This is a genomic window from Roseofilum sp. Guam (assembly GCF_017746735.1).
Taxonomy (GTDB): Bacteria; Cyanobacteriota; Cyanobacteriia; order Cyanobacteriales; family Desertifilaceae; genus Roseofilum; species Roseofilum reptotaenium.
Window position 1 is genome coordinate 53,942 of the sequence record NZ_JAGHZN010000009.1, and the last position, 25,599, is coordinate 79,540.

The 25,599-nt window shown below is 47.6% G+C and carries 17 protein-coding genes; 9 read left to right on the forward strand and 8 right to left on the reverse strand.

The window, feature by feature from the left end:
* The first annotated feature begins 120 nt into the window (after positions 1-120).
* Positions 121-1,914: a penicillin-binding protein 2 gene (gene mrdA, locus J7529_RS04565; RefSeq protein ID WP_318728012.1), complete on the forward strand. Its 1,794-nt coding sequence runs from the start codon at positions 121-123 to the stop codon at positions 1,912-1,914.
* Positions 1,915-2,016: 102 nt separating this feature from the next.
* Here mrdA and J7529_RS04570 read toward each other — a convergent pair whose 3' ends face one another.
* Positions 2,017-2,364 (reverse strand): XisI protein, encoded by a 348-nt coding sequence (locus J7529_RS04570; protein WP_271936745.1) that lies wholly within the window; start codon positions 2,362-2,364, stop codon positions 2,017-2,019.
* Positions 2,340-2,768 carry an element excision factor XisH family protein gene (locus J7529_RS04575; RefSeq protein WP_271936743.1) on the reverse strand — a complete coding sequence of 143 codons (429 nt, stop codon included), beginning with the start codon at positions 2,766-2,768 and terminating at the stop codon, positions 2,340-2,342. The genes J7529_RS04570 and J7529_RS04575 overlap by 25 nt, the downstream gene beginning before the upstream one ends.
* Positions 2,769-2,910: 142 nt before the next feature.
* On the opposite strand from J7529_RS04575, the gene J7529_RS04580 reads away from it, so the two are divergent.
* Genes J7529_RS04580 through J7529_RS04590 form a run of 3 tightly spaced genes read left to right on the forward strand, consistent with a single transcriptional unit; the run spans position 2,911 to position 7,064 of the window.
* Entirely contained in the window at positions 2,911-5,142 is a 2,232-nt protein-coding gene (locus J7529_RS04580) for a ComEC/Rec2 family competence protein (RefSeq protein ID WP_318728013.1), read from the forward strand.
* A gap of 42 nt (positions 5,143-5,184) precedes the next feature.
* The gene (locus tag J7529_RS04585) at positions 5,185-6,435 is read left to right on the forward strand and encodes an ATP-binding protein (RefSeq protein WP_318728014.1); all 1,251 of its coding nucleotides are present in this window, start codon (positions 5,185-5,187) and stop codon (positions 6,433-6,435) included.
* A 2-nt stretch (positions 6,436-6,437) separates the two neighbouring features.
* Complete coding sequence (locus J7529_RS04590) at positions 6,438-7,064, forward strand: RloB family protein (protein WP_318728015.1); 627 nt, start codon at positions 6,438-6,440, stop codon at positions 7,062-7,064.
* A 49-nt stretch (positions 7,065-7,113) separates the two neighbouring features.
* On the opposite strand, the gene J7529_RS04595 is transcribed toward J7529_RS04590, so the two are convergent.
* The gene (locus tag J7529_RS04595; RefSeq protein ID WP_318728016.1) at positions 7,114-8,631 is read right to left on the reverse strand and encodes a DGQHR domain-containing protein; all 1,518 of its coding nucleotides are present in this window, start codon (positions 8,629-8,631) and stop codon (positions 7,114-7,116) included.
* Between the two features lie 232 nt (positions 8,632-8,863).
* Here J7529_RS04595 and serA point away from each other — a divergent pair, with 232 nt between their 5' ends.
* The 4 genes from serA to J7529_RS04615 all read left to right on the forward strand — a co-directional run bounded on the left by serA (position 8,864) and on the right by J7529_RS04615 (position 14,889).
* Positions 8,864-10,444 (forward strand): phosphoglycerate dehydrogenase, encoded by a 1,581-nt coding sequence (gene serA, locus J7529_RS04600; protein WP_318728017.1) that lies wholly within the window; start codon positions 8,864-8,866, stop codon positions 10,442-10,444.
* Positions 10,445-10,597: 153 nt separating this feature from the next.
* Entirely contained in the window at positions 10,598-12,595 is a 1,998-nt protein-coding gene (locus tag J7529_RS04605) for a hypothetical protein (protein ID WP_318728018.1), read from the forward strand.
* A gap of 57 nt (positions 12,596-12,652) precedes the next feature.
* Entirely contained in the window at positions 12,653-13,045 is a 393-nt protein-coding gene (locus tag J7529_RS04610) for a DUF732 domain-containing protein (RefSeq protein ID WP_318728019.1), read from the forward strand.
* A gap of 62 nt (positions 13,046-13,107) precedes the next feature.
* Positions 13,108-14,889, forward strand: a complete 1,782-nt coding sequence (locus J7529_RS04615; RefSeq protein WP_318728020.1) for an SLC13 family permease — start codon at positions 13,108-13,110, stop codon at positions 14,887-14,889.
* On the opposite strand, the gene rsmG is transcribed toward J7529_RS04615, so the two are convergent.
* The 3 genes from rsmG to ald all read right to left on the reverse strand — a co-directional run bounded on the left by rsmG (position 14,884) and on the right by ald (position 17,211).
* Complete coding sequence (rsmG, locus tag J7529_RS04620) at positions 14,884-15,648, reverse strand: 16S rRNA (guanine(527)-N(7))-methyltransferase RsmG (RefSeq protein ID WP_318728021.1); 765 nt, start codon at positions 15,646-15,648, stop codon at positions 14,884-14,886. The genes J7529_RS04615 and rsmG overlap by 6 nt on opposite strands.
* Positions 15,649-15,826: 178 nt before the next feature.
* Complete coding sequence (locus J7529_RS04625; RefSeq protein ID WP_318699483.1) at positions 15,827-15,949, reverse strand: photosystem II protein Y; 123 nt, start codon at positions 15,947-15,949, stop codon at positions 15,827-15,829.
* 173 nt (positions 15,950-16,122) lie between these two features.
* Complete coding sequence (gene ald, locus J7529_RS04630) at positions 16,123-17,211, reverse strand: alanine dehydrogenase (RefSeq protein ID WP_318728022.1); 1,089 nt, start codon at positions 17,209-17,211, stop codon at positions 16,123-16,125.
* Positions 17,212-17,528: 317 nt separating this feature from the next.
* On the opposite strand from ald, the gene J7529_RS04635 reads away from it, so the two are divergent.
* On the forward strand, positions 17,529-17,699 hold the full coding sequence (locus tag J7529_RS04635; RefSeq protein WP_271936726.1) for a hypothetical protein: 171 nt from the start codon (positions 17,529-17,531) through the stop codon (positions 17,697-17,699).
* 128 nt (positions 17,700-17,827) lie between these two features.
* Here J7529_RS04635 and J7529_RS04640 read toward each other — a convergent pair whose 3' ends face one another.
* Entirely contained in the window at positions 17,828-22,039 is a 4,212-nt protein-coding gene (locus J7529_RS04640; protein ID WP_413038808.1) for a DNA-directed RNA polymerase subunit beta', read from the reverse strand.
* Between the two features lie 101 nt (positions 22,040-22,140).
* Positions 22,141-25,464 carry a DNA-directed RNA polymerase subunit beta gene (gene rpoB, locus J7529_RS04645; protein ID WP_271936724.1) on the reverse strand — a complete coding sequence of 1,108 codons (3,324 nt, stop codon included), beginning with the start codon at positions 25,462-25,464 and terminating at the stop codon, positions 22,141-22,143.
* Positions 25,465-25,599 lie beyond the last annotated feature (135 nt).

Here is a 25,599-nt window from a genome sequence, read left to right on the forward strand (position 1 = left end):
TTTTCTTTATGATTTGTCAATCTAAACTTAGACAACTGTAAAAAATCTTTGAATTTCAGTAAAATTGCTCTACAATTCTGGTGCTTCGTATCTTAACCCCGTCACCTTAGATCAAACTATATGCTCTTAACCAAGTCCCGTCCTATTCCCACAACCCACACTACAGAGCGTACCATTGGGCGTAACTACCAAGGGTTAATCCTCCTACTGTTGATTACTCTGGGCTTGGTTGGAGGGATTGGGACTCGGTTAGTACATTTGCAACTGCTCCAAGGGAAAACCTACGAACAAGAAGCTAAAAATAACCGCATTCGGGTGATTCCCAAACATCCCGGACGCGGTAAGATTCTAGATCGCCATGGCAAAATCCTCGCCGGTAGTAGTCTTTCTCACTCCGTCTATCTTTGGCCCCTCGCCAGTCGTAAAACCGAATGGCCCACCACCCTCCAACGACTCTCAGAAATCCTAAACATTCCTGAATCAGAAATCCAAAGCCGTCTGGATCAAGCAGAATATACCTCTCCCTACCTCCTACGGATTGCCAGAGGACTCACTCCCGAAGAAGTGACTGCCCTGGCTGAATATAGCCGGGAGTTAGAAGGGATAGAAGTAGATGTAGAAGCAGCGCGGGAATATCCGTATAAAGAGGTCGCATCTCATGTTTTAGGATATACCGGAGAAGTCAACGAAGAAGACTTAGAGAAAGAGGAAAATCAAGGCTATCGTCTCGGTGACATTATTGGACAAATGGGGATTGAAGCGGCCCTAGAAAAAGAACTACGCGGGGGATGGGGAGGTCGAGAGGTAGAAGTAGACAGCAAAGGGCAAGTGGTACGCATTCTCGATCATAAAGCAGCTAAATCTGGTGATGATATCCGTTTGACCCTGGACTTAGACCTGCAAATGGCAGCAGAAGCAGCTCTAGGGAATACGAAAGGGGCGATTGTGGCCATGAATCCCCAAAATGGCGAAGTCTTAGCCATGGCTAGTAATCCCAAATTTGACCCCAACATCTTCTCTGGGCGAATTAGTGAGGCACAATGGAAAGAACTACAAGGAAAAGACCATCCCTTTGTCAACCGGGCACTGCAAGGCTTTCCCCCTGCTTCTACGTTCAAGATTGTGACCACCGCAGCAGCCATTGAATCCGGGATCTACTCTCCCCACACGGTTTTGGGAACTTACCCCTATATTCAAGTGGGAGGAATCAAGTTTTGGGACTGGAACCGGGTTGGTTTTGGGCCTTTAGATTTTACTGGAGCTATGGCTTGGAGTAGTGATACGTTCTTCTATCAAATTGCCCAAGGAATTGGCGGAGAAATCTTGATTGATTGGACGCGAAGATTTGGATTTGGGCGCAAAACTGGAATTGAACTACACCGAGAAGAAGCGGCAGGTTTAGTCGCCGATGATGCTTGGAAGCGGGAAAATATTGGGTACGAATGGTTTGTCGGGGATACGGTAAATATGTCTATTGGCCAAGGGTTTTTATTGTCTTCTCCTCTGCAAGTGGCCATGATGTTTGCAGTGGTGGCTAATGGTGGGGATTTAGTTAAACCTCATTTGGTGAAACAAGAGGGAGACGATCATATTTGGCGCGAGTCTTTAGGCCTGAGTCCGATTACCGTTGAAATTTTGCAAACGGGATTACGTCGAGTGGTTAATGCGGGTACGGGAACGGTAATGAATAGTCTTTCTTTACCGGTTAATGCAGGTAAAACAGGAACGGCTGAAGATCCCCCCCGTTTATCCCATGCTTGGTACGGGGGATATGCTCCGTTGGATAATCCAGAAGTGGTGATTGTTGCCTTTGGGGAAAACTCTGGAGGAGGTGGCGGTAAGTTTGCTGCGCCGAAAGTACGCCAGGTAATGCAAGCTTATTTTGAATTAAAGAAAAAGCGTAATTCACAGTAAGAGGGAATAGGCAATAGGCAATAGTTTGTATAGCTTAAGTTCTAAGGCTTCGAGCTGTACTTCATAGAAGAGAGAAATGCTATAGCATCGACAGAAATGGAGTCAGTTCACAGCAAACCCATCATATTGCCGCATAAATGGCGCATGATAAGCTAAAACAATCTCTTCTTTCGGTATCCCTAAGTCAACTAACTCATTGGCAATTCCTACTTCTGTACCATCATGTTGAATCCATATTTTATGATTGAGAATATCAATATGAATCAGGGGGCCAAAAATACGCATGTGGCGATTCCAGCCTGCATGAAAAACTTGGTAATGATCCTGCTGGTGGTCAAAAAATGTATACACTTCAATCTCACCATTAGCCGGTTGTGCCGAACCATAATGATTGAGTATTTTTTCAATACTTTGGCGATAATACTCTAATTTTTTCTCTGTTCTTTCCATTGTACAATTACCTGTTGATTCGGATCGAAAACCAAAATTTCTAATTGTGCTTCTTCAAGAGTGGTTTGAGCAAAAGGACGACAAAAAAACTCTTGATAGGTGAATAACGGAATGGCTAGATAAAGTGTTCGTTCTGGCTCTTGTTTTCTTAACGCTACTCGATAGCTAAAACATTGACCAATGGCCAAATGAAATTCATAAATCGTTGATGGGGCAAGAAAACTTTTTACCTCAACAGCAATTTTTTCTAGACCTCGTTCTGCGGCAATTAGCTTTTCTCCAGCAAGATCGATTTGAATACGAGCACTGTCAAAATCTAAGTAAAGAGGATCGTGAGTAATGTCCCATTCTTCTTTAACCAAGGCTATTTTAACCGTATCGTGAAAATAATCTTTTGCCGCCATGAAAGACTTAAAATTTAATCTCTATAAATCCTTATTATAACTCATACCTTCCTTCAATTCTCTTCAATTGAGATATAGTGTAGGCGTTGGGGTCTATTGGGCTTCAACCGTTTTTGATGTGTTTCTATCTTTACGGTTAGTCATGTCCAGGACGAGCGGTGTACTGTTGTGTCTGGCTTATATTGTGGGATTGCTGCTGGTTCCGGTTCCTGGTGGAAATTATGCCATGCTGGTGTTGGGAGCGATCGCCGCATTGACGCTTCCCCGATATTGGCGGATAGGGCCCAAGTCTGGGATATGGTTACTAGCGGGAACTTTGGGATTTCTAGCCAGTTTTTATTTTCATGTTCGCACTCCCCAACCCCCAGGAATAGACCTAAGTGCTTGGATGGGTCAACCGGTGATGGTGCAGGGAAAGGTACTCAGTGAACCTCGGTTGACGCGATCGCACCGTATTCAGTTTAAACTTAACATTAGTCAAATTGAAGACCAGCCGGTTCAGATCAATGCTTACACTACGGCTCCCTTATTGCAAGCCACAGGATTACATCCCGGTTATCAAGTAGAAGTGAGGGGAAGACTGTATGAACCACAACCCGCAAGCATCCCTGGAGGGTTTAATTTCCGGCACTATTTAGCTCGTCAGGGGATGTTTATTGGCCTGAGTGCCGAAACTCTCAAATTTGAGTCTAATCAGGCTTCCTGGGGCTTGTGGTGGATGCGTCAGCGAATTGTACGTTCCCTAGTGCAGGGGTTAGATGTACCTCAAGGTGTAGTCATCAGTTCCATGGTGCTGGGTCGTCGAGCTGTAGATTTACCCTTTGATATTCGGGATAAGTTTATTCAGGTGGGACTTGCTCATGTTTTGGCAGCCTCTGGGTTTCATGTGTCTCTGCTATTGGGGTTAGTGTTAACGTTAACGCAAGAATTATCCAAGCGAATCCAGTTTCGGGCGGGTGTGACCATCCTAATTCTCTATAGTGCTTTAACGGGATTTGCACCTTCGGTATTGCGAGCTTCGTTAATGGGGTTTGGGGTTGTTTTAGGGAAGTTGTTAGACCGTCGAGTAAATATTTTAGGTTCATTATTATTGACGGCAACCCTATTACTTTTGGTTAACCCATTGTGGATTCAAGATTTAGGATTTCAGTTGAGTTTTTTGGCGACGTTGGGGTTAGTGGTTACTGTTCCCGTGTTGATGGAACTGTGGGATTATGTGCCACCAGCGATCGCCTCTGGGTTGGCCGTTCCTATCAGTGCATTTCTCTGGACGTTTCCCCTACAGTTGTATCATTTTGGCGTACTGCCTCCCTATGGAACTTTAGTTAACTTGGTCACTCTACTCTTAGTCATAGTTCTGACACTGGGGGGAATGGTTTCAGCTTGTGTTGCTTTGATTTGGCCATTTTTAGGGAGCTTGGTCTCTAGTGTTCTTTATTATCCCACAGTCGCGTTTCTGGCGATTATTGATGGGTTTACTGAGCTACCGGGTAATTCAGTGGCAGTAGGCAAAATTTCAGTGATTCAGTTGCTCGTGCTATATGGTGTATTTGGGTTGTTTTGGTTCAAGGACAGGATCAGAATTAAGGCTAAGAAGATGCTACTGGGAATGGGGATTAGTGTGGCGATCGCCGTAGTGGTGATTCCCTTATGGTACAGTCAACAGTATATGTGTCAGGTGACGGTGTTTGCGACTCGTACCCCAACAGTAGCGATTCAGGATCGAGGTAAAGTGGTGTTGGTGAATACTCCAGATTTTGGAGTGGCTCAGTATACCCTAATTCCATTTTTCCAATCCCAAGGGGTGAATCAATTGGATGCTGGAATAATGCTTACTAGACAAGAGCGCGCGATACAGGGGTGGTTAAAGATTTTGGACACATTACCTATACGCCGATTTTACCAGATTGGTGACCCCACAACCCAGGTAGAGCAGAAGATTGAGGAAAAGGTAAACACTTATCAAGTCTTACAAGTAAATCAGGGTTTAAAGTGGAACACCTTGAGCATTGAAGGCTTGAGTTTAGATCCACAAGTTTTGGAAGTTCAGTTAGAAAATCAACGTTGGCTGGTTTTAAAAGGGAGTGGTTTCACAGGGAATTTTTGTGAGGTGCAGTCCTGGTGTAGTTCTCAGGCTCAGGAGACGGTGTTGATTTGGTCTGGTCGGGGGTTAGCGGGAGAGGTGATAGAAAAAATACAGCCAAAGGTGGCAATCTCTCTTTCTGAGGATCTCGATCCAGCCATTTTATCCGCATTGACAGCCATAAATACCCAAGTGTTTTTAACCGGAAGAGATGGAGCCATTCAATGGAATTCTCAACGAGGATTTAGCACCACTTCTGATTCACAATCTCAGAACGATGTTGCATTTTGAAGTTTAGGATTTATAATCAAATCAGGAAATTAATCAATTTTTATGCTAATCGAGTTTAGTGTTACCAACTATCGCTCAATTAATGAATGTCAAACTTTAAGTCTGGTGGCTTCTGAAGATGTGGATCGGTTCTGGGAAAGCCATACGTTTGCCGCACCCAATTCTAAGGATCTACACTTGCTCAAGAGTACAGCAATTTATGGGCCGAATGCGTCGGGAAAAAGTAATTTAGTTCGCGCTCTGAAAACCTTTCAAAATATTGTCATCAATTCCGCCAGTCGAATGCAAGAAGGAGATGAATTTGATGTTCAGTTTTTTGTTCTGGAATATGAAATGAAATCGACCCTCCATATTCTATACTCCAGCAGTATTACAGAATTAAAAATTATATTTATTCAGAATAAGATTCGCTATGAATATGGAGTGATTTTATACAAAACTCATGTAATTGAAGAATGGTTAATTGCTTACCCGAAACAACGAGTGCAAACTTGGTTTACTCGCAAACATAATATTGACAATAAAGATTTGAGGCCTAGAGATCGTGGGTATGAATGGTCGTTCCCCAGCTTAAAAGGTGAAAAGCAACGAATCAAGAATTTAGTGCGCCCCAATTCATTGTTTTTATCCCATGCAGCTCAAAATAATCATCCTCAACTGCTAGAGGTGTTTAATTGGTTCAAGACGAATTTAAATGTGATCACAACGCTGGAGTCTAAAGACAACCATCGAGCATATACGGCTAATAAATGCATGTCCGATCCAAATTTTCACAGTAAGATTGTTAAATTACTGAATCAATCTAATAATGAAATCGATCATATTAATTTTGAAGACGGAAAAATTGTTTTTGCCCATAAGACCTATGAAAAAGGCACTTCTACTCATAATATTCCACAAAGTTTGTTGATCGATGATGAGTCTGATGGGACACAAAGACTGTTTGAATTAGGGGGAGTATGGATTGAAGCGTTACAAGAGGGCAAGGTGATCGTCATTGATGAACTCGAAAGAAGTCTTCATCCTACTTTAGCTCGTAGTTTGGTAGAAATGTTCCATACTCCAGAGACGAATCCCCACCATGCTCAGTTGATTTTTACAACCCATGATACCACCCTTTTAGATCGAGATTTGTTTCGCCAAGATCAAATTTGGTTTACGGAAAAAAAGCGACAAAAGACGCATTTATATTCACTATTAGAATTTCGTCCCCGTGAATATGAATCGTTACAAAGAGGTTATTTACTCGGTCGCTATGGTGCGATTCCATTTGTAGGAGGTCTGAAAATTTAATCATGCCACATAAAGGAAAATCGAAGAATGAATTGAGACGTAAGCAGGGCGCTCGAAAGCCGAAAGACTATTTTCTTATTGTGGTAGAGGGTGAGACAGAATATCAATATTTTCAATCTCTGAAAGAGGAACTGCAATTAGTGACAACTAAGATTAAAGTAGTTCCAGCGTCTAGAGGAAAGAGTGGTGATGCAAGAAAAGTGGTGCAAGAAGGGAAGCGATTGCAAGAGAAAGAAAAACCTGATCGCCTCTATTGCGTATTTGATGGCGATCGCCCAGAATTTGAGATAGCGTGTAAAATGGCTAGAGATAATGAACAGATCTTCTCGGTTCCCTGTTTTGATTTATGGTTTTTACTACATTTTGAGTATACGAGTCGTCCATTGACCAGCGATCAGGTGTACCAAAAATTGGACAGAATATTTAAGAATAAGGATATTCTTAAGCGTAATGAATCTTATACAGATGAAAAAGGGCGAGATTATTATAAGCATCTCCGAAAAGAACAGGAGAGGGCTATTCAACATACGAAACGGTTAATGAAAGAGCAAGAGGACAATGACTCCAATAACCCCTTAACCAAAGTTCATTTATTGGTTGAGGAGTTGAAAAGGGCGAAAATGATGTGATGAATGTTTTCTAGGGACACACAGCGATCGCCTATTCCTCATTGCCTCATTACCCTAATGGCTCCGGTAAAGTAAGGTGGCGCGGGTGAACAAATTTACCCTCGAAGTTGAGGGCTTTGTCTTGGAACATGCGGGAGTTGGCCAGTTCTTGGCGCAGTTGGGCCCGTTCTAAGGAGTCGGGAGTGTCGGCGATCAGGTGGATGAGGAGGCGAGTCGCGAGATCGCGGCCAGAGACTTGGATGCGTTTTTTGCTGGGGTTGAAAAGGATGCCATACCAGAGGGATTCAGGATGATCCATGTGACTGAAACCGCCTTGAGTATCGTAAGTGCAAAGTTGGCTGAAGATGCGGGTGAGGCTGAGGTGGTGCTGGTACACGAGGATACCGATCGCGCGCACGAGGGCAATTTGACCCACAGGGCGAAACAACATATGACCTGCACCATCATGGCTTTCAAAGCTAAACCGGCGTAGGTCGGTACTCAACGTTCCCATTTCTAAGGCTTGGTAGCTGGGCAGAGTGGCAAGATGGTCAAAGAGGGTAGAAAAAGTGGCCATAGCTTCTTCGAGTTCTTCATCTTCCGGGCGTAGGGGAATCAGTCCTTTTTCCGTAGGGTTCCAGTGGGGATAAGGATGCTGAAGATAGGCTTGAGCCATATCTTTGAGAGCGGGGAGAGTGGTGAGAACAGTGGATTTGGTCGAGACAGTGGCGCTGTCGAAATTAACTCTAGGGTGACGATCGCCATCTGCTTTCAGCAGGGAGTGTTTAACAGCAATACGACGGGCAACAATAGAAAATCCATCATCTTCATTCAAAAGCGCCAGTTGACCAGCACTGAGGCGCACCGCCATCAGGTTGACATGGACAAAAATAGAGCGGATGCGACTCCTAGCTTGGTCGCGGGTTTCGCCAGGGAGAACGGCGGGAATAATTTCTAGACCGATGGTTTCTTGCCCCAGGCTTTGTAGTTGACTGGGGGTGATGGGGTAGTGCTGGTAGAGATCTTCGGCCGTGATGCTCGAGCCAGTAGGCTTTTTGTTTTTCTTATATTTGGGTAGGGAACCACTACGGATCAGTTCCATCAGGCCTTGGATACCCATGAGCCGATGTTGGCCGTCGAGGGCAAAGAGCGAGAAACTGGGATCGAGGTTAAGCAATCCCAGAGTTTGCTCGCGGTTCAGGGGAGTAAATTGGGCGGCTGACTCAGTGGCGAGATCTCCATCCCATTCTGGAGCGTAGGGTTCTTCGACCCAAGGAGCGTCAATCACGGCGAGGAGGGGAGGAAATTTGTGGTTGGGACGGACAGCGAGATATTGGGCTAAGGGGGCTTGGCGGGACCAGTCGAGGGGGCGCTGTTGCAGTTGTTCAATGGTTTCAGCATCCCGGATGGGATTGTGAGTTTGGGGGTCGAATTTTTGTTGAAACAGAGGCAGTTGGTGGGCAAAACGAACCCGATTAGAGACCCATTCGAGGGTCACAGAGGCCAGATAGGCTTGGCTTTCTCCCATTTGGTTTTTTTGTACGAAGAGTTGGTGCGGGTGGCGATCGAGTTCGTCGAAGATGGTCATTGGGGAATTAAGTAATGAGTGGGGAATTAAGGTTAAAGTTGATTATCTCATTGATATCAGCCCGTTGTTTCTCCAGGGTTGTGGACTCTCCCTGGATCGGTTTGCTTTGTGTCTCCCTCCCTATTGCTCATGTTTAGGCCAGGTTTAGGGGTACAATAGCCTACGGTTAGCTAAAACGGCGGGAGAGCAACGTGCTCTGCCGTTATCAAGTGTTCGTTATTCTCCCCTGATCATGCCTAAAGTTCTCGTTTGCGATCCTATCGATCAAGCTGGAATTGATATCCTATCTCAAGTTGCTCAAGTTGACATCAAAACTGGCCTTCCGGTTGAAGAACTCATGAAAATCGTTCCGGAATACGATGCCCTCATGATTCGCTCAGGAACCCGTGTCACCGCAGACATCATCGAAGCAGGTGTACAACTAAAAATCATCGGTCGTGCCGGGGTTGGGGTTGATAATGTAGATGTTCCCGCTGCTACCCGCAAAGGGATTATCGTCGTTAATTCACCAGAAGGCAATACGATCGCCGCTGCTGAACAGGCCCTGGCCTTAATGCTATCCCTGTCCCGTCATATTCCCGATGCTAACCAGTCTGTGAAAAATGGCCAGTGGGAGCGCAAAAAGTTTGTTGGCACTGAAGTCTATAAGAAAACCCTAGGAATTGTTGGCTTAGGCAAAATTGGCTCCCATGTAGCCGCAGCCGCTAAAGCGATGGGAATGAAGCTCATTGCCTTCGATCCCTTTATCTCCGAAGAACGGGCGGATCAATTGGGCTGTCGGCTTGTGGATATGGATGTTCTCATGCAAGAATCCGATTACATTACCCTCCACATTCCCAAAACTCCAGAAACGGCCAATTTAATCAATGCGGAGTCTTTGGCAAAAATGAAACCCACTGCCCGGATTATTAACTGTGCTAGAGGGGGAATTATTGATGAAGCGGCCTTAGCTGAAGCCTTGAAGAATGGTCAAATTGCTGGTGCAGCCCTTGATGTATATGCCAGTGAACCCCTGGGTGAATCTCCTTTGACGGAATTAGGTAAAGAGGTGATTTTAACCCCTCATCTAGGCGCTTCCACGACGGAAGCCCAGGTCAATGTCGCGGTTGATGTGGCTGAACAAATTCGGGATGTGCTTCTGGGACTGCCTGCACGCTCGGCAGTGAATATTCCCGGACTACATCCGGATGCATTGGAACAGTTGCGCCCCTATTTGCAATTGGCGGAAACGTTGGGTAATCTGGTTAGTCAGCTTGTGGGCGATCGCGTAGAAAGCCTCAATATTCACCTACAAGGGGAACTGGCCAATAACCAAAGCCAACCCATTGTCATTGCCGCACTCAAGGGTTTGCTCTCACGAGCGCTGCGGGAGCGTGTTAATTATGTGAATGCCTCTATCGAAGCTCAAGAGCGAGGCATTCGCGTGATTGAAACCCGTGATGCCAGTATCTGCGATTATAAAGGGTCTCTGTTGTTGCAAGCAAAAGGTCCCTCAGAAGAACATGAAGTCACCGGTACACTCCTGGGTGATGGCGAAATTCGGATTACTATGGTTGATGGATTTCCGATTAACGTGCCACCCAATCAGCATATGCTGTTTACCCGTCACCGAGATATGCCAGGGATCATTGGTAAAATTGGATCTTTGTTGGGTAGTTTTAATGTCAATATTGCCAGTATGCAAGTCGGACGGCAAATCGTGCGTGGCGATGCGGTCATGGTACTGACGATTGACGATCCCTTACCCGAGGGGATTTTAGAGGAGATTCTCAAGGTTGCTGGAATTCGGGATGCCAATACAGTGATGTTGTAGCCTTTAGGGACTGTAGGAGCGAAAGATTTTTCGCCCCTACAACCTGGGTTGAGGTAAAAAACAGGCTGTATCTGATCGCCCAACAGACCCCAATTAGGTTAGGATGAGACCTAATTAAGCAACCGTGATGGGCACACCTGCAAACCAGCACATATGAAAGCCTGGGAATTTCTCATTCAAAAAGACGGCGATCGCGCCTGGTTACCCCTAGAACCCCCTAGTGTAGAAGTTTTAGAGGGACAATATCGTTTAGTCCTGCGCTCTAACTATCCACAAACGGCGATCGCCATTCACCTCAGCTACCAATTGCAACCCTCCTCCCCTCCCCAAGTTCAAACCCGTCAGCACCACACCAACAAAGAAGGCCTGATGGTCGTCTTTCCCTACACTTACCTGAAACCAGGACTGTGGGAAATTGCTTGTATTGCCCATCCTCCAGACCAACCTCCCCAAAACTATCAAGTTTCCCTAGAATCGTTATGTCTAGATCCAGAACCAGATGAAGTAGAAGAAGAGATAGAACCTGAAGCACCCCAAGAATCTGAAGAATCCGAAGCCTATGATAGTAGCTTCTTTGACGTTCCTCCTCCCCCAGAACGACCCAAACCGACTCCAGTTTTAGGCTCCTCATCATCCTGGGAAAACCTGGATCTGTCCTCTTTAGAACTCATTCTCGATCGCACCATGTATGTGCAAACCAGCAACACTCCTATTACCATAACAGGGCAGTTACGCAGCGATCGCCCCCAAACCTTTCCCCAACCCATCGGCCTGCAACTGGCCATTACTCTGCAAAACCCCCAAAACCTGGAAATTCTCCAAGCACTTAAACACCAGCTTATTGTGCAAAGTCTACCCGTTCCCTTTGAATACAGCTTTAACTTACCTCCCTTAACCTCCCTGTGTTTTATCCTCGGACAAGCTCAACTCTTTGACTCCTGGTCAACTCCAGCTCTTCCCGCTCAAGACCCCCAAACTCCGCCAACCCCCCTCACCGAAACCCAATTTAGTATTACTACCGGTTTGCAACAACTCATGGAGGCCATTACCGATCAACGAGATACGGAGGAAACCAGCAAACCATCCATTCTGCCCTTCCCTCTAACGAGCGATTCCATCCCTCCGCCTGCGGCTGTCAACCCTCCCACTGTCAACCTCGACCTATTCAACATCGCTAAAGAGTCCCCACCAGAGACCGATCAACCCTGGAAAGCGTCCGCATCCCCTTCCCTTCCTCCCCAACTGTTTCCCCCCTCTGACTCTCCCAAAGTCAAATATCTGCAATTACCCTCACTCCAAGGCATCCAACCCCCTCCCGATCTCGATTTACCCCAGCTTCCCCCTTCATCTGAACTCCCCAAACCCAAGCTCAATCTCACCTTACCCCCCCTGAATCTCAACCACAAAGCCCAGGAAGAAACGGCCGAACTCCCAGAACCCTCTCCCCCTTCCCCCGTAGATGAAGCATTTCACTCCCTACATCTGCAAGATAAATTTAGCGAGCGACTCAACGATCTAGCTAAAGAGGCAGAAGATTGGGTAGAAGATAATACCAACTCAGAAGAAGAAGAGGCGATCGCGGCAGACTTTGAAGAAGATGATGTGATTGAAGGCGAGTTAGTCGAAGAGGACTCTACCCATAGTTTAGAAGGTACCGCTAGTTTTCCCTTGCTCCTCGCGCCAGCAGAAGAGTCCCAAGAAATTGTCTTAGATCGGAGCTACGCCCAGGCACATATTGGATCTGAAGCTCCAGAAGAATCATCTGAACCAGAAGCCCTATCTTTTCCACCTCCTTTACCGACTCCCCTCTTAGAAGCACCAGAGCGGGACTGGATCGCTGAAGAAATTATTCCCATTAAAGCCTCTTTAGCCACGCGATCGCCGAATATCCACATCAAATACTGGTTAGTAGATGCCCAAACCCGTACCCTCTTAGAAGAACCGCGCTGGATCGTCGATCTGGTTCCGGATGGTCGAGATCGTCGCAGTATTCTGTTTAACTTTACTGTCCCCAAAGGAGCCATGGAAATCCAATTTGAGGCGATCGCCGTCGAACTGATCGGTCAGCGGGAAAGCCATAAAACCAGTTTCCGCCGCCTGATCGTTCCCCCCAACTTACGCCAAGTCACGTTTGAGGAACTCGAACCCTAGGGCAATTCCTGATGCAATTGCTAAACTAGGAAAAATCTGATCAATAACTCGTGACCCATGTCCTTAATCTCCAAACTCTCCTGTCTCAGCCTAACCTCCCTCCTGGTTAGTCTCACCTCCCCTGCATTAGCTCAACTTCCCCTTACCCCTGCCAGTTTTGAAGACTTCCTTCCCACCTTATTAACGCCCCTCGAACAACAAGCTTATCAGGCGATCGGACAAGAAAAAGCCCTAGAATTAGCCCAACAAACATGCAGCGCCTTAAACTCTGGACAAACCCTCGAAGAACATATCAACACGGTAGCTCAACAACTCGCTGCACAAGGCGTTACCGAAACACAAGCACAAGCCGTTGCTGGATTCAGTAGCAAAGTCATTGTTGCTGGCGTTGCCACCCTTTGCCCCGAACACCTCACCAACTTACAACAACTTCAACTCCCCAGTCCTTAAACACTCAACAATCAACAGGGAAAAGCATCTCGTTCTCTGTTCTAAATCACTAATCCCCAACTATGCCCATTATTCTCACGCTGACTGTTGTTGTTCTTGGTTTAATTTCTTTCATTACAGAATGGCTACCTGCCGATATTACCGCTCTCTCCATTGCCATTGCTTTAATGTTACTGGGACTGGTCACTCCTGAAGAAGGGATTTCTGGCTTTAGTAATCCTGCCACAATCACCGTTATGGCCATGTTTATCCTCAGTGCAGGAATCACCAAAACCGGTGTGATTCAAGTTGTCCGGAACCGGATAATCCGTTGGGCAGGAAATCATCCCTCTCAGCAAGTTTTCGTCATGGGTTCAATTGTCGGGCCTATCTCAGGATTCATTAATAATACCGCAATTGTAGCTATCTTTTTGCCGATTATTGAAGAATGGAGTAAACGCCAAAAAATTTCACCCAGTAAGTTACTCATTCCCTTATCTTATTCCACAATTTTAGGCGGATTGCTCACCTTAATTGGCACATCAACCAATATTCTTGCCAGTGGTGTATCGGCTCAACTCGGCTATGGTGAATTTTCAGTCTTTCAGTTTACCAAATTGGGAGTATTAGTATTTATTATTGGCCTCACCTATTTAGCTTTAGTCGCGCCCAAATTACTCCCCGATCATCAAACTCACCTTGTAGGAGAAGATTATAACCTTAAAGACTATGTCAGTGAAGTCGTCATTAGTCCGCGATCGAGCTTAATTGGTAAGACGTTACAAAGAACCAAAATTCAGCGTAAATTTGACTTAGATGTACTCGAAATTATTCGTGATAAACAGCGCTTTTCCCAACCTCTAGGGGATAAAGTTCTAAATGCCGGTGATATTCTCGTGATTCGGAGCAGTCGAGACGAATTACTCAAAATTCGAGAATCCAGGGGGCTAGAAATTTTAGCCGATGTCAAATTTCAAGAACAACCCATAGAAAAAGTCATCGCTTCAGGAGAAGAAAAAATTGCAGAAGTTCTAATTTTATCGAATTCAAGATTGATTGGAACTACCTTAAAAGAATTGCGATTTAGACAACGCTACAATGCGACCGTATTAGCCATTAGAAGAGGTGCAGAATTCGTCCAAGGACGACTCGGTAAAATCCGATTGAAATTTGGAGATTTGTTATTAATTCAAGGGCCAAGACAGAGTTTCTTGGGTTTACAAACGACCCGTGAGTTACTGGTTTTAGAAGAAAAACCTGTAGATATTTCAAGGCGACAAAAAGCAAAGACAGCCCTAGGAATTACAACCGGAGTGATTTTGTTAGCCGCTTTTAATATCTTGCCGATCTTAGTCAGTTCTTTAACTGGCGTAGTGTTAATGATTATGACGGGATGTTTAAAACCAGGGGAAATTTATGGGTCTGTGCGCTGGGATGTCATTTTCCTCTTAGCCGGTTTAATTCCCCTAGGTATAGCGATGAATAAATCTGGGGCAACTCAATGGTTGGCTCAAAACTTAATCCATTTAGGAGGAAATTTTTCCGGTTATTGGATACTGTTTTTTTTCTTTATTATTACTTCCCTGCTCACCGAAATTCTTTCTAATAATGCCTCCGTCATTCTAATGTTACCCATTGCTGTGGAAGTCGCTAAAACCCTAGACTTGAACCCCTATGCTTTTATGTATGCGGTTGTTTTTGCTGCCTCCAATAGTTTTATGACTCCGATTGGATATCAAACGAATGCCATGGTGTATAGTCCAGGAGGCTATAAGTTTTTTGACTTTACCAAAGTGGGCGCACCTTTAAGTATCTTAATGATGTTTACAGTTCCCTTATTGATTAACTTTATCTATGGTTTATAGGCAACGGGTAACCGGTAATGGTAAACATTCCTTTCGCACATAAATACAGTGTCGCGTGGCTTGACTGAGTGGAGTGATAAAGGCATCTATCCAGATTAACTTTCCTCTTAAACTGCGTAGGGTTTGGTTGAGGATTTTTTCCTCGTCCTGAGTCCAGCGCCCCCGATATAAAATGACCAGACCCCCTGGTTTCAAAAAGGGAAAGGCATACTGTACACAGACTTCAGCTTTGGCTACAGCTCGGATTAAACAAAAATCATACTGTTGATAATAGTCGGGTTGATGATGAATCTGTTCGGCTCTGCCCACAGTAGCCCTAATATCGGGTAACTTTAGAGTGGCGATCGCCTCTTCTAAAAACAGGATCTTCTTTTGCGTACTATCGAGCAACGTTAACTCTAATTGCGGATAAATTGCTCCTAAACTAAACGCCACCGGAAATCCAGGAAATCCTCCCCCAGTCCCAATATCCAGACCTCGCAGGGGTCGATCCGTAGTCCACGGTTGGAGCGGTAAATCTTGCGGTTGAGGGGAAGATAGACCAAACGCCAGAGGGCGAATAGAATCCCATAAATGCTTTTCCCAAAACTCGGTTGGCTCAGTAATGCGGGTTAAATTCATGTGACGATTCCCCGCTAAAATTAAGCCATAGAGCTGCTGGAATTGATCTAATTGGCTGGGGGTAGGTTGCCAACTCATCGTTTGTTGCCAAATCTCCAGAGAAGGAGGTAAGGGAGGAATGGATTGCAAAATCTCCATTTGTCACAAGTTATAGCGCTTCGCGCTAGGGAATAGGTAATAGGGAATAGGTAATAAGGTCGGAGAATTGGATCACCATTGGCTATCACGAAAGATATCGATTCCATAGAACCAACAATTAGGGGGCTAGGAGATCTAGCCCCCCCAGCACATCAGGGATTTACCTGATTGTGGCAATCTACGCTTCCTCGTTGTTTAACAAGTTCTGAATCTGATTTAAAGCGGCTGCACCAATATTGAAAAGGGCCCATCCTCCAGCTATAGCGATCGGTAGTAAAACAACGACTACACGCCAATCCATAGTTTTTTCCTCCAGATTCAGTAAAGTTTTTTATCGGTTTATCTTACTTCTAGTTGTACCGCAAAGTGAGACGCTTTTGACATTCTATGCTCTAAAGAGACGCAGATTCTTCAGGAAGTACATGAAGACGGGGCATAACCGACTCCCATTCTTCCTGGTATACTCTCAATTCCTCAAGTGACCAAATCTGGAAAGCAGTCATGAATGGCTGGATGGACAATATGATTATTCTTGATATTCACTCCCTTGGCCAAAGCAGGATTTTGCTTCAGAGCGCCGACTCCCGCATGGGCTAATTGCAACACATAGGGCAGGGTTGCATTATTCAAGGCTTGGGTTGCTGTCCAAGGTACGGCTCCTGGCATATTGGGGACACCATAATGGACAACCCCTTCCTCTATATAGATGGGTTGGGTGTGGGAAGTGGGGTGCAGAGTTTCGATACATCCCCCTTGATCAACGGAAACATCAATCAGCACCGAGCCAGGTTTCATTCTCCCCACTAAACTGCGGGCAACCAATTGAGGGGCACGACGACCTAAGACTAATACAGCCCCAACAAGCAGATCTGCCTCGGGAACCACTCGTTCAATTTGCGCCGAATTACTATAGAGCAGTTCCACTCTGGAACCAAATAGGGTTTCTAGCTCTGCCAGGCGCTCCACATTAATATCTAGAATTTGGACTTTGGCTCCCATTCCTATGGCAATGCGGGCGGCTTCTGTACCAACGACCCCCCCGCCAAGAATAACTACTTGTCCGGGACTAACTCCTGGAATACCGCCTAATAGAACTCCTCGCCCCCCCTGTTGTCGCTCTAAGAAACGGGCCCCAAACTGCACAGATAGCCGGCCAGCAATAACGCTCATGGGCGTGAGCAGGGGTAGGCGACCATCGGGTAATTCTACGGTTTCATAGGCGATCGCCAATGTCCCCGATTTTATTAATTTTTCCGTTAAGGGGCGATCGGCCGCCAAATGTAGATAAGTAAACAATAACTTTCCAGAAGTCAAAAACCCATACTCAGAAGCTAACGGTTCCTTTACCTTTACTACCAACTCCTGATCCCAGGCCAGATCTGGAGAAGGGACAATCTTTGCCCCCACATCTAAGTAATCTCCATCTATGAACCCAGCCCCGTCACCTGCTCTAGTTTCCACAAAGACCTGATGACCCCGTTCAGTCAACACCCGTACACTACTAGGGGTGAGTCCCACCCGAAATTCTTGATCTTTCCGTTCTTTAGGAACTCCGATATCCATCAATTACCTCTTCATGCTGAAATCCCTCTAGATCCAGCTTATATCAATTAAAAATTAAAAATGGGTAAGTTGGGGGCAAATTAGCTGACTACGAGGCGATCAGGGATCTAGAGGCTTTCTGCCTTTCCTACTCCCTATTCCCTAGGGAATAGCCTGTATTGCTTAGGGTCTAAGGTTTCAAGCTGTACTCCTCCAGAAGAGAGACGTGCTATATAACTGCTCTAGGGTATTCCTGACTGAGCAGAAAGGACTCAAATGGCATTATAATTAGGGGAAATATTAAGAATTGTAAACTTTAACGACTTTTATCCTCAATTATGGCTGAACTCAAACCCACTGTATCCCCCAAACTCCCTCAACCCAAACTCGGATTTAACGATTATGCCGAGCGCCTCAATGGTCGAGCCGCCATGGTCGGTTTTAGCGTTACTCTAGTCATTGAATACGTCACCGGACAGGGTGTTCTAAGTTGGTTAGGATTAAATTAAAGGGCAAAGCAAAAGGCCCCAGTCTCTTGTGAACGTGAATCTTCATAGAGAAATGATCTGAGGACAACAAGTAGGGGCAAACAAGATGCAAGCCCCTACTGCCTTTTCTAGAGCGCCAAGCGCTCTAGCTAATCCTGATCATCCTCCATTGGATCATAGATTAGCTCTTCCTCCTCCAAATCTAAATCCATATCGATCGCCGGCTCGGCCTTTTTTGGCTTTCCTTTCGGGGTTTTGCCCTTTTTAGTCCCTGGCTTCTGGGCGCTCGATTTCGGATCTAAGCGGTAGGCTGTGCGGTCATCGACCACCAAATCCTGCAAATCATCCACATCCGACTCTGAATTATCAAACATCGGATACGACATATTCCGGCCAGTCGGAGCAGAAAACTCATCAGACATCACCCCATATTCAGAATCATCAGACCCACCCGAATATCCATGGCCAGGCAAGAAGCTGTCCGATAGACCCGATCCCACAATTTCGTCATCGAGATCCCCCCTCGTATCATAATCCGGGGCAATTTGGCCCCTAAACCCATCCTCATAGGCATTAAACCCAGTTCCCGCCGGAATCAAGCGCCCGATAATCACATTTTCCTTCAAGCCCCTCAACCAGTCCGACTTACCCTCGATCGCGGCCTCCGTCAGCACCCGCGTCGTCTCCTGGAAACTCGCCGCACTAATAAAGCTATCCGTATTCAACGAAGCCTTCGTAATCCCCAGCAGTACTGGAGTATACCGGGCAGGTGCACCCCCCGTAATCGACATCGCCTCATTCACTTGCTCCACTTGGTATAACTCCATCAGCTCCCCAGGTAACATCGTCGTATCTCCCCCATCATCCAGGCGCACCTTAGAAGTCATCTGGCGAACAATCACCTCAATATGTTTGTCCGCAATATCAATCCCTTGGGACTGGTACACCCCCTGCACCGCATCCACCAAAAATTGTTGCACCTCAGCCAAAGCCGCCATCGCCGCTTCGTAATGGGACATTCCCTGCTCCAAATACCAGCCAAACTTAATCTCCAGCAGTTCGTGGGGATTTTGTTGACCATCAGAAATCGGGCCTCCCGCTTCGACTCGTTCCCCTTCCACCACCATCAAGCTCTGGCCGGGCAGCAGCGTATACGTGGTCAAAGTCCCATCAATTTCCACAACGCGGATGGCTCGCACGTCATCTTCCCCTTCCACTGTTTGGATTTCTCCAGGACGACGGGCCAAGACACAGGCTTCCTTCGGTTTGCGTGCTTCTAGCAGTTCTTCAATCCGGGGCAGACCTTGAATAATATCCCCCGTTTTAGCCCGCTCGAAGACCAACAGAACCAGTTTATCGCCCCGTTGGACCAGTCCCCCGTCTCCCAGGTGCAGGACCGCACCCGGAGAAACTCGGTACGGACGGGCAGAACGCAGGACTAGAGTTTTGTCGGTGGGGTCAATAAATTCAACCTTGCTCGACTCTGGAAGCCGAATGCCCGGCGCAACTTCCTCTCCCGCCACCAGTAGGTCTCCTTCCTTCACTTGGAGCTGGTCGATTTGCTCTTGCAGATCTAGGGTTCGGCGATCGCTCCCTCGAACCACCAGCAACCGTCTAACCTGCTCATCCTCCTCCCGCAGCCCAGCAATTTCCCCCGGGGAATTACACAGAATCTCCGTCGAAGCAATCACATCCCCAGCCCCAACTTCGGCCCCATCGGCCACCAACAGTTGCGTCCGGATTTGTCCTTGGGTCAAGTCCGCTATCCCTTCCCGGCGAATCAACAGAGACTCCAAAATCACCAACTGGAGGCGCATCACTTCAATAACCTCTCCCTCCTCCGTCGTTTCGTTCAACTCCGGAGCCGGCACCAGTTCAATGTCGGCCACCAGTTCTAAGCCCTGCAAAGAACTCGCTCCCGCACTCGAAGTCTGGCCCGCATAGTCTGGGTTAATCTCCAGGATTAAATGGGTGCGCACCAAGTCTACCCCTTGAACCGACTTAATCCGCTCGCCATCCTTATAGGGCAACCGTTGCGCCGTGCGCAGTTGAATCAAATCCTTCTCCCCCGTCGAAGTAGACGGCCCCGGAGGATTATCCGAAACCGGGTACTCCGCCACCGGGCGCAACAGGGCACCCATCCCTTCCGGGGTTTGGACAATCTCTAGGGTGCAGAGCTGCTCGACTTCTTGGCCCATGACCCTTTCTGGGGGACGGACGATGCCTTCCGCGGGCATCTGTTCCGGGTCCGTAATCAGATGGAGTTCTCCCGGTTTAATGATGATTTCCCGCAGAATGTCGTTTTTCTGCACCACCGTGACGATCCCAGAGGTTTGGCAGAAGATGTCTTTGACCACCTCTGTTCCCGCTTCTACATATTGCCCATCTTCGACCATCAGCAGGGAAATATCCTTGTTCACTTCGTGGGACTCTTCCGGAATCCACAGTAGGGTTCCCCCCTTCACCACTTCTTGTCCGTATTTGCTCGTGCCGCTGCGCCGTTTCGTTTCAATGCCCGCATAACGGACCGTTCCCCCCGTCAGGGTGCGATAGCTCTGGTCAATCAGTTCGGCAACGACTTGGCCAGAGGTCACTTTACTTCCCGGGGTGGCCAGCAGGGAAAACTGCTCGCCCTCGCGGGTCGTGATTAAGTAGATTTCCTTGCTGCCTTTGTCTTTAATTGTCACCGTTGCCTGGTCTAAAGTGACTTGGGCGGTGATAATTTCCACTTCCCGCCCTTCCGGGCCATCGGGCAGGCGCACCAGTCCCCCATGTTTGGTGGTGATGGTACTCATGGCCAGGACATCGAGCGATCGCACCTGGTCTTGGTTTTTGACCACCGGTTTGGCATCCGAGGGCAGGTTATAGACTTCTCCAGATAAGACCCAAATCAGGCCGCCTGTCCGGGCAATCACCGTCGTTGCCCCTTGGCGATCGCGTTTTTCTTCCGGGATGATGCCTTCAAAACAGACTTCTCCGGCAATATCCGTACTCACATCCTTCGTTGCTCGCTCCGTAGAACGGCTGGCTGCCCTCGAAGGAGGCGTATTGGCAATAATCGTCCCGGGTTTAATCATCTGCCCATCTTCGACCAGCAGACGAGACCCCGCACTGATGGGAATTTTGTGGATATTGTGTTTTTTCTTCTGGTCAAGAGCACCGCCACTCTGCTCGGTTTGGCCCGCCTCCAACTCCCGAATTTCCACATCTACAATCAGCTCCAGTACCCCTCCTGTTTCTACCCGAATTTCTTGGCCCTGTTTGCTTTTAACCTTACGGGTTTTGACTTCGGCATAGTTGATTTTGCCCCCCGTCGGAGCCAGGATATCCCGGGCTGCCCCAGAGAATACGCCCCCCGTATGGAATGTCCTCATCGTGAGCTGGGTCCCCGGTTCGCCAATCGACTGGGCGGCAATAATCCCCACTGCTTCCCCTAAATCCACTGGGGCATGGTGGGCCAAACTCCAGCCGTAGCATGCCTGGCAAACCGAGCGCGCCGCTTCGCAGGTCAGAGGCGATCGCACTTTGACCGTTTTCCGGTGTTGGGCCACTGCTTTGGCGAGCTGCTCACTGAGCCAATCATTGCGCTTGGCCACCAACTCCCCGGTTTCCGAGACCACATCTTCAGCCAAAGAGCGACCCAACAGGCGATCGGCTAGGGGAATCAGGGTGCGATCGCCCTCACACATCGCCTCCACGGTAATTCCCCGGGCTGTTCCGCAGTCGAGTTCCCGAATAATCACATCTTGGGACACATCCACCAAGCGCCGGGTTAAATATCCACTATCTGCCGTCCGGAGCGCCGTATCCACCAGACCTTTTCTGGCTCCATAGGAGGAAATAATATACTCGGTTACGGTTAACCCTTCCCGGAAATTGGTTTTAATGGGCAAGGAAATAATTTCCCCCTGGGGATCGGCCATCAGCCCCCGCATTCCCACCAACTGACGCACCTGGGAAATATTCCCCCGTGCCCCAGAAAACGCCATCATATACACGCTATTCAGGGGATTAGTCGCTTTAAAATAGCGGACCACTTCATCCTTGAGGGCTTCACTGGTGGAGTTCCAGGTATCAATTACCCGTTGAAATCGTTCTACTTCCGTAATTTCACCCTTAGAATAGCGCAATTCAATTTCGCGGATTTGTTCTTCAGCAGCTTCGAGTAATTCTTGTTTGGATGGAGGAATCTGCAAATCATCTACACTGATACTGACTCCAGCACGAGTGGCAAAGCGAAAGCCCAGATTTTTGAGCCGGTCTGCCATTTGGGAAGTTCGAGCGCTACCGTATTGGGTAAATGCAGCAGCAATCAGTTTTTTCAGTTGGCCTTTATCAATAACGCGATTTTTGAAGATCATGGGAATTAGGGAATGGGGAATAGGGAATAGGGAATGGGGAATAGGGAATAGGGAATGGGGAATTCCTCTATGACCCATTCCCCTTCTGCTGCGTGAAGCACTTATTGGTCAGAGAAGTCCGTAGAAATCGATTCATAGGTCGGTCGATTGGGCGATCGCCGGCCGGTTCCTTCTTGCATCAAGTCAATTTCCACATCACTGGAATCTCCATCTTCACGAGTTTCGACTTTATGCACCCCAATGTCTAAACAGAGGGATTGCAATTCTCGCATCAGTACCTTAAACGATTCTGGCGTTCCCGGTCGGGGAATGGCTTTACCTTTAACAATGGCATTGAGAGCCTCATTTCGGCCTTGCATATCATCAGATTTGACGGTCAATAACTCTTGCAAGGTATAGGCGGCACCGAAGGCCTCAAGCGCCCAAACTTCCATTTCTCCGAACCGTTGTCCACCCTGTTGGGCTTTTCCACCCAAAGGCTGTTGAGTTACCAAGGAGTAAGGGCCAGTTGAGCGAGCATGGATCTTGTCATCTACTAAGTGAACCAATTTCAGCATATAAGCTTTACCCACCGTAATCGGGCGGTCAAAGGCCTCACCTGTGCGACCGTCAAACAACTGGATTTTGCCTGCATTTTTGGGGTCATAGAGCCACTCTTTACCCGTGTAATGGGCAGCTTCTTTGAGTTTGTTATGTACTGTCGCCCTAGACATTTCCCGGCTGTGCATTTCATCAAAGGGTTGGAGCTTAAACCGTCGCTCTAGGTTTTCACCTGCCCATCCCAACAGACACTCAAATACTTGACCCACATTCATCCGGGAGGGAACCCCTAGGGGATTTAAGACGATATCCACGGGCGTGCCATCGGGCAGATAGGGCATATCTTCAAGGGGCAAAATCCGGGAAATAATCCCCTTATTCCCATGTCGTCCTGCCATCTTATCGCCCACTTGGATCTTCCGTTTTTGGGCCACATAGACGCGGACGACCATATTGGCTCCAGGGGGCAGTTCATCCCCTTCTTCGCGGGTAAAGATACGCACGTCTACCACGCGCCCCTTTTCACCATTGGGAACTCGCAGGGAGTTATCCCGCACATCCCGGGCTTTTTCACCGAAAATGGCTCGGAGGAGTTTTTCTTCTGGGGGTTGATCGGATTCTCCCTTAGGAGTCACTTTACCGACGAGGATATCCCCAGATTCTACCCAAGCACCTTTACGGATGATGCCACCTTCGTCTAAGTTGCGCAGGGAATCTTCACCGACGTTGGGAATTTCGCGGGTGATTTCTTCGGGGCCGAGTTTAGTTTGCCTAGCTTCAATTTCGTATTTTTCTACGTGGATGGATGTATACAGATCTTCGGACACCAGACGCTCGGAAATCAGGATTGCATCCTCGTAGTTGTAGCCTTCCCAAGGCATGTAGGCTACTAGGATATTTTGACCTAGGGCCAACTCTCCCCCTTCTGTGGCACTGCCGTCAGCCAGAATTTGACCGACTAAAACGCGATCGCCTTCATAAACAATGGGACGCTGAGATAAACAGGTATCTTGGTTTGACCGTTGATATTTTTGCAACTGATATTCAACGATCTGGGGAATCGCTCCTTCTGAACCCTCCTCCGATGTTTCTGGATCGGAAGTGACCTGAATCTTGGTTGCGTCTACAAAGCTAACGACACCATTGGTCTTGGAGACAATTACCATGCCGGAGTCGCGGGCAGCTTGGGGTTCCAGACCTGTCCCCACTAAGGGTCGCTCTGGCCGGAGTAGGGGGACAGCTTGCCGTTGCATGTTCGATCCCATCAGAGCACGGTTCGCGTCATCATGTTCCAGGAACGGAATTAAGGAGGTTGCCACCGAGATAATCTGTACGGGAGAAACGGCTACATAGTCTACCTGGGTGGGGGCAGCAGTAGTAAATTCCTGGCGATAGCGCACGGGAATAATCTCCCCTAAAATTTTGCCCTCTTCATCGCAAGAAATGTCTCCGGGAGCTACCTGGAGGTCGTCTTCTTCATCAGCCGTCATGAAGAGGGGAGTTAGGTCTCGGCGTACATATCCGTTTTCTACAGGATAGTAGGGGGTCGCAATAAAGCCGAATTCGTTGACCTTGGCGTGAGTGGCCAAGGAACCGATCAATCCCGCGTTTGGTCCTTCTGGGGTTTCAATCGGGCAGATGCGACCGTAGTGGGAGGGGTGAATATCCCGTACTGCAAAGCCCGCTCGTTCGCGGGTGAGTCCTCCTGGCCCTAGGGCGCTTAAGCGCCGTTTGTGGGTCAGTTCTGCTAGGGGGTTGGTTTGATCCATGAATTGGGAGAGCTGGGAAGAGCCGAAGAACTCTTTGATCGCAGCTACAAGCGGCTTCGGATTGACCAGGGAGGTGGGGGTCAGGGAGTCAGAGTCAGAAACAGTCATCCGTTCGCGAATGATACGTTCTAGGCGATTTAATCCCACTCTGACTTGATTTTGTAGAAGTTCCCCTACGGAGCGAATCCGCCGGTTCCCCAAGTGATCGATGTCATCAATACTACCGAGATCGAATTCAAGGTTAATCAGGTAGTTGATGGCAGACATGATGTCTTTGGGGGTGAGAACTCTGATGCTGGCGGGGACAGTTAAGCCCAGTTTTCGGTTCAGTTTATAACGCCCTACTTTGCCGAGATCATAGCGCTTGGGGTCAAAGAATCTGGACTCTAGGAGTTGTTGTCCACCGTTGACAGTAGGAGGTTCTCCAGGGCGCAGTTTGCGGTAGAGTTCGAGTAGGGCTTCTTCGTCGGAGAAGTCTCCTTCTTTTTCGATGGTTTTTTGGAAGTAGTCAGGGTGACGCAGACCTTCCAAGATTTCACCCGTACTCATGCCTAGGGCTTTCAGTAGGACTTGAGCGGAGAGTTTGCGGGTTTTATCGATTCTTACCCAAACGAGGCCGTTTTTGTCGGTTTCAAATTTGAGCCATGCGCCTCGGTTGGGAATTAGGGAGGCGTTGTAGGTGCGACGGCCGTTTTTGTCGGTTTCGGATTTGTAGTAGACTCCTGGAGACCGGACAATTTGGTTGACAATGACCCGTTCTGCCCCGTTAATAATGAAGGTTCCGCGATCAGTCATTAAGGGCAGTTCGCCAATGAAGACTTCTTGTTCTTTAATTTCTCCAGTTTCTTTGTTGATCAGGCGGGTGGGCACATACATTTGCACGGCATAGGTTGCGTCCCGGCGTTTGGCTTCGTCTACTTCGTATTTGGGACGTTTAAGTTTATAGTTTTTGCCAATAAAATGAAGTTCGAGTTTTCCGGTATAGTCAGAGATGGGAGAGAAGCTATCGAGTTCTTCAATTAATCCTTCTTCTAGAAACCAGCGAAAGCTTGAGCGTTGGATTTCGACCAGATCGGGTAGGGTAAACTGGGTGGAAGTTTCGGTAATCTGATTCATTATCAAGAGTAGGTAATTAGCTAGGCAAATTTAGGGAATAGGGAATAGGGAATAGGGAATCAATTTTTCCGTGTCTGCGTGTCCTCTCCTCCACGCGTCTTTGCGTCTTCACGTCTGTGTGTCCCTCTATCTTCC

What these genes read in the sequence shown, in the direction of transcription:
- J7529_RS04625 (WP_318699483.1), bottom strand. Translation starts at nt 15,949, where the DNA reads ATGGATTGGCGTGTAGTCGTTGTTTTACTACCGATCGCTATAGCTGGA.
- J7529_RS04635 (WP_271936726.1), top strand. Translation starts at nt 17,529, where the DNA reads ATGGCTGAACTCAAACCCACTGTATCCCCCAAACTCCCTCAACCCAAA.
- J7529_RS04575 (WP_271936743.1), bottom strand. Translation starts at nt 2,768, where the DNA reads ATGGCGGCAAAAGATTATTTTCACGATACGGTTAAAATAGCCTTGGTT.
- J7529_RS04605 (WP_318728018.1), top strand. Translation starts at nt 10,598, where the DNA reads ATGAAAGCCTGGGAATTTCTCATTCAAAAAGACGGCGATCGCGCCTGG.
- J7529_RS04570 (WP_271936745.1), bottom strand. Translation starts at nt 2,364, where the DNA reads ATGGAAAGAACAGAGAAAAAATTAGAGTATTATCGCCAAAGTATTGAA.
- J7529_RS04580 (WP_318728013.1), top strand. Translation starts at nt 2,911, where the DNA reads ATGTCCAGGACGAGCGGTGTACTGTTGTGTCTGGCTTATATTGTGGGA.
- rpoB (WP_271936724.1), bottom strand. Translation starts at nt 25,464, where the DNA reads ATGAATCAGATTACCGAAACTTCCACCCAGTTTACCCTACCCGATCTG.
- mrdA (WP_318728012.1), top strand. Translation starts at nt 121, where the DNA reads ATGCTCTTAACCAAGTCCCGTCCTATTCCCACAACCCACACTACAGAG.
- J7529_RS04615 (WP_318728020.1), top strand. Translation starts at nt 13,108, where the DNA reads ATGCCCATTATTCTCACGCTGACTGTTGTTGTTCTTGGTTTAATTTCT.
- J7529_RS04610 (WP_318728019.1), top strand. Translation starts at nt 12,653, where the DNA reads ATGTCCTTAATCTCCAAACTCTCCTGTCTCAGCCTAACCTCCCTCCTG.
- ald (WP_318728022.1), bottom strand. Translation starts at nt 17,211, where the DNA reads ATGGATATCGGAGTTCCTAAAGAACGGAAAGATCAAGAATTTCGGGTG.
- J7529_RS04585 (WP_318728014.1), top strand. Translation starts at nt 5,185, where the DNA reads ATGCTAATCGAGTTTAGTGTTACCAACTATCGCTCAATTAATGAATGT.
- J7529_RS04640 (WP_413038808.1), bottom strand. Translation starts at nt 22,039, where the DNA reads ATGATCTTCAAAAATCGCGTTATTGATAAAGGCCAACTGAAAAAACTG.
- J7529_RS04590 (WP_318728015.1), top strand. Translation starts at nt 6,438, where the DNA reads ATGCCACATAAAGGAAAATCGAAGAATGAATTGAGACGTAAGCAGGGC.
- serA (WP_318728017.1), top strand. Translation starts at nt 8,864, where the DNA reads ATGCCTAAAGTTCTCGTTTGCGATCCTATCGATCAAGCTGGAATTGAT.
- J7529_RS04595 (WP_318728016.1), bottom strand. Translation starts at nt 8,631, where the DNA reads ATGACCATCTTCGACGAACTCGATCGCCACCCGCACCAACTCTTCGTA.
- rsmG (WP_318728021.1), bottom strand. Translation starts at nt 15,648, where the DNA reads ATGGAGATTTTGCAATCCATTCCTCCCTTACCTCCTTCTCTGGAGATT.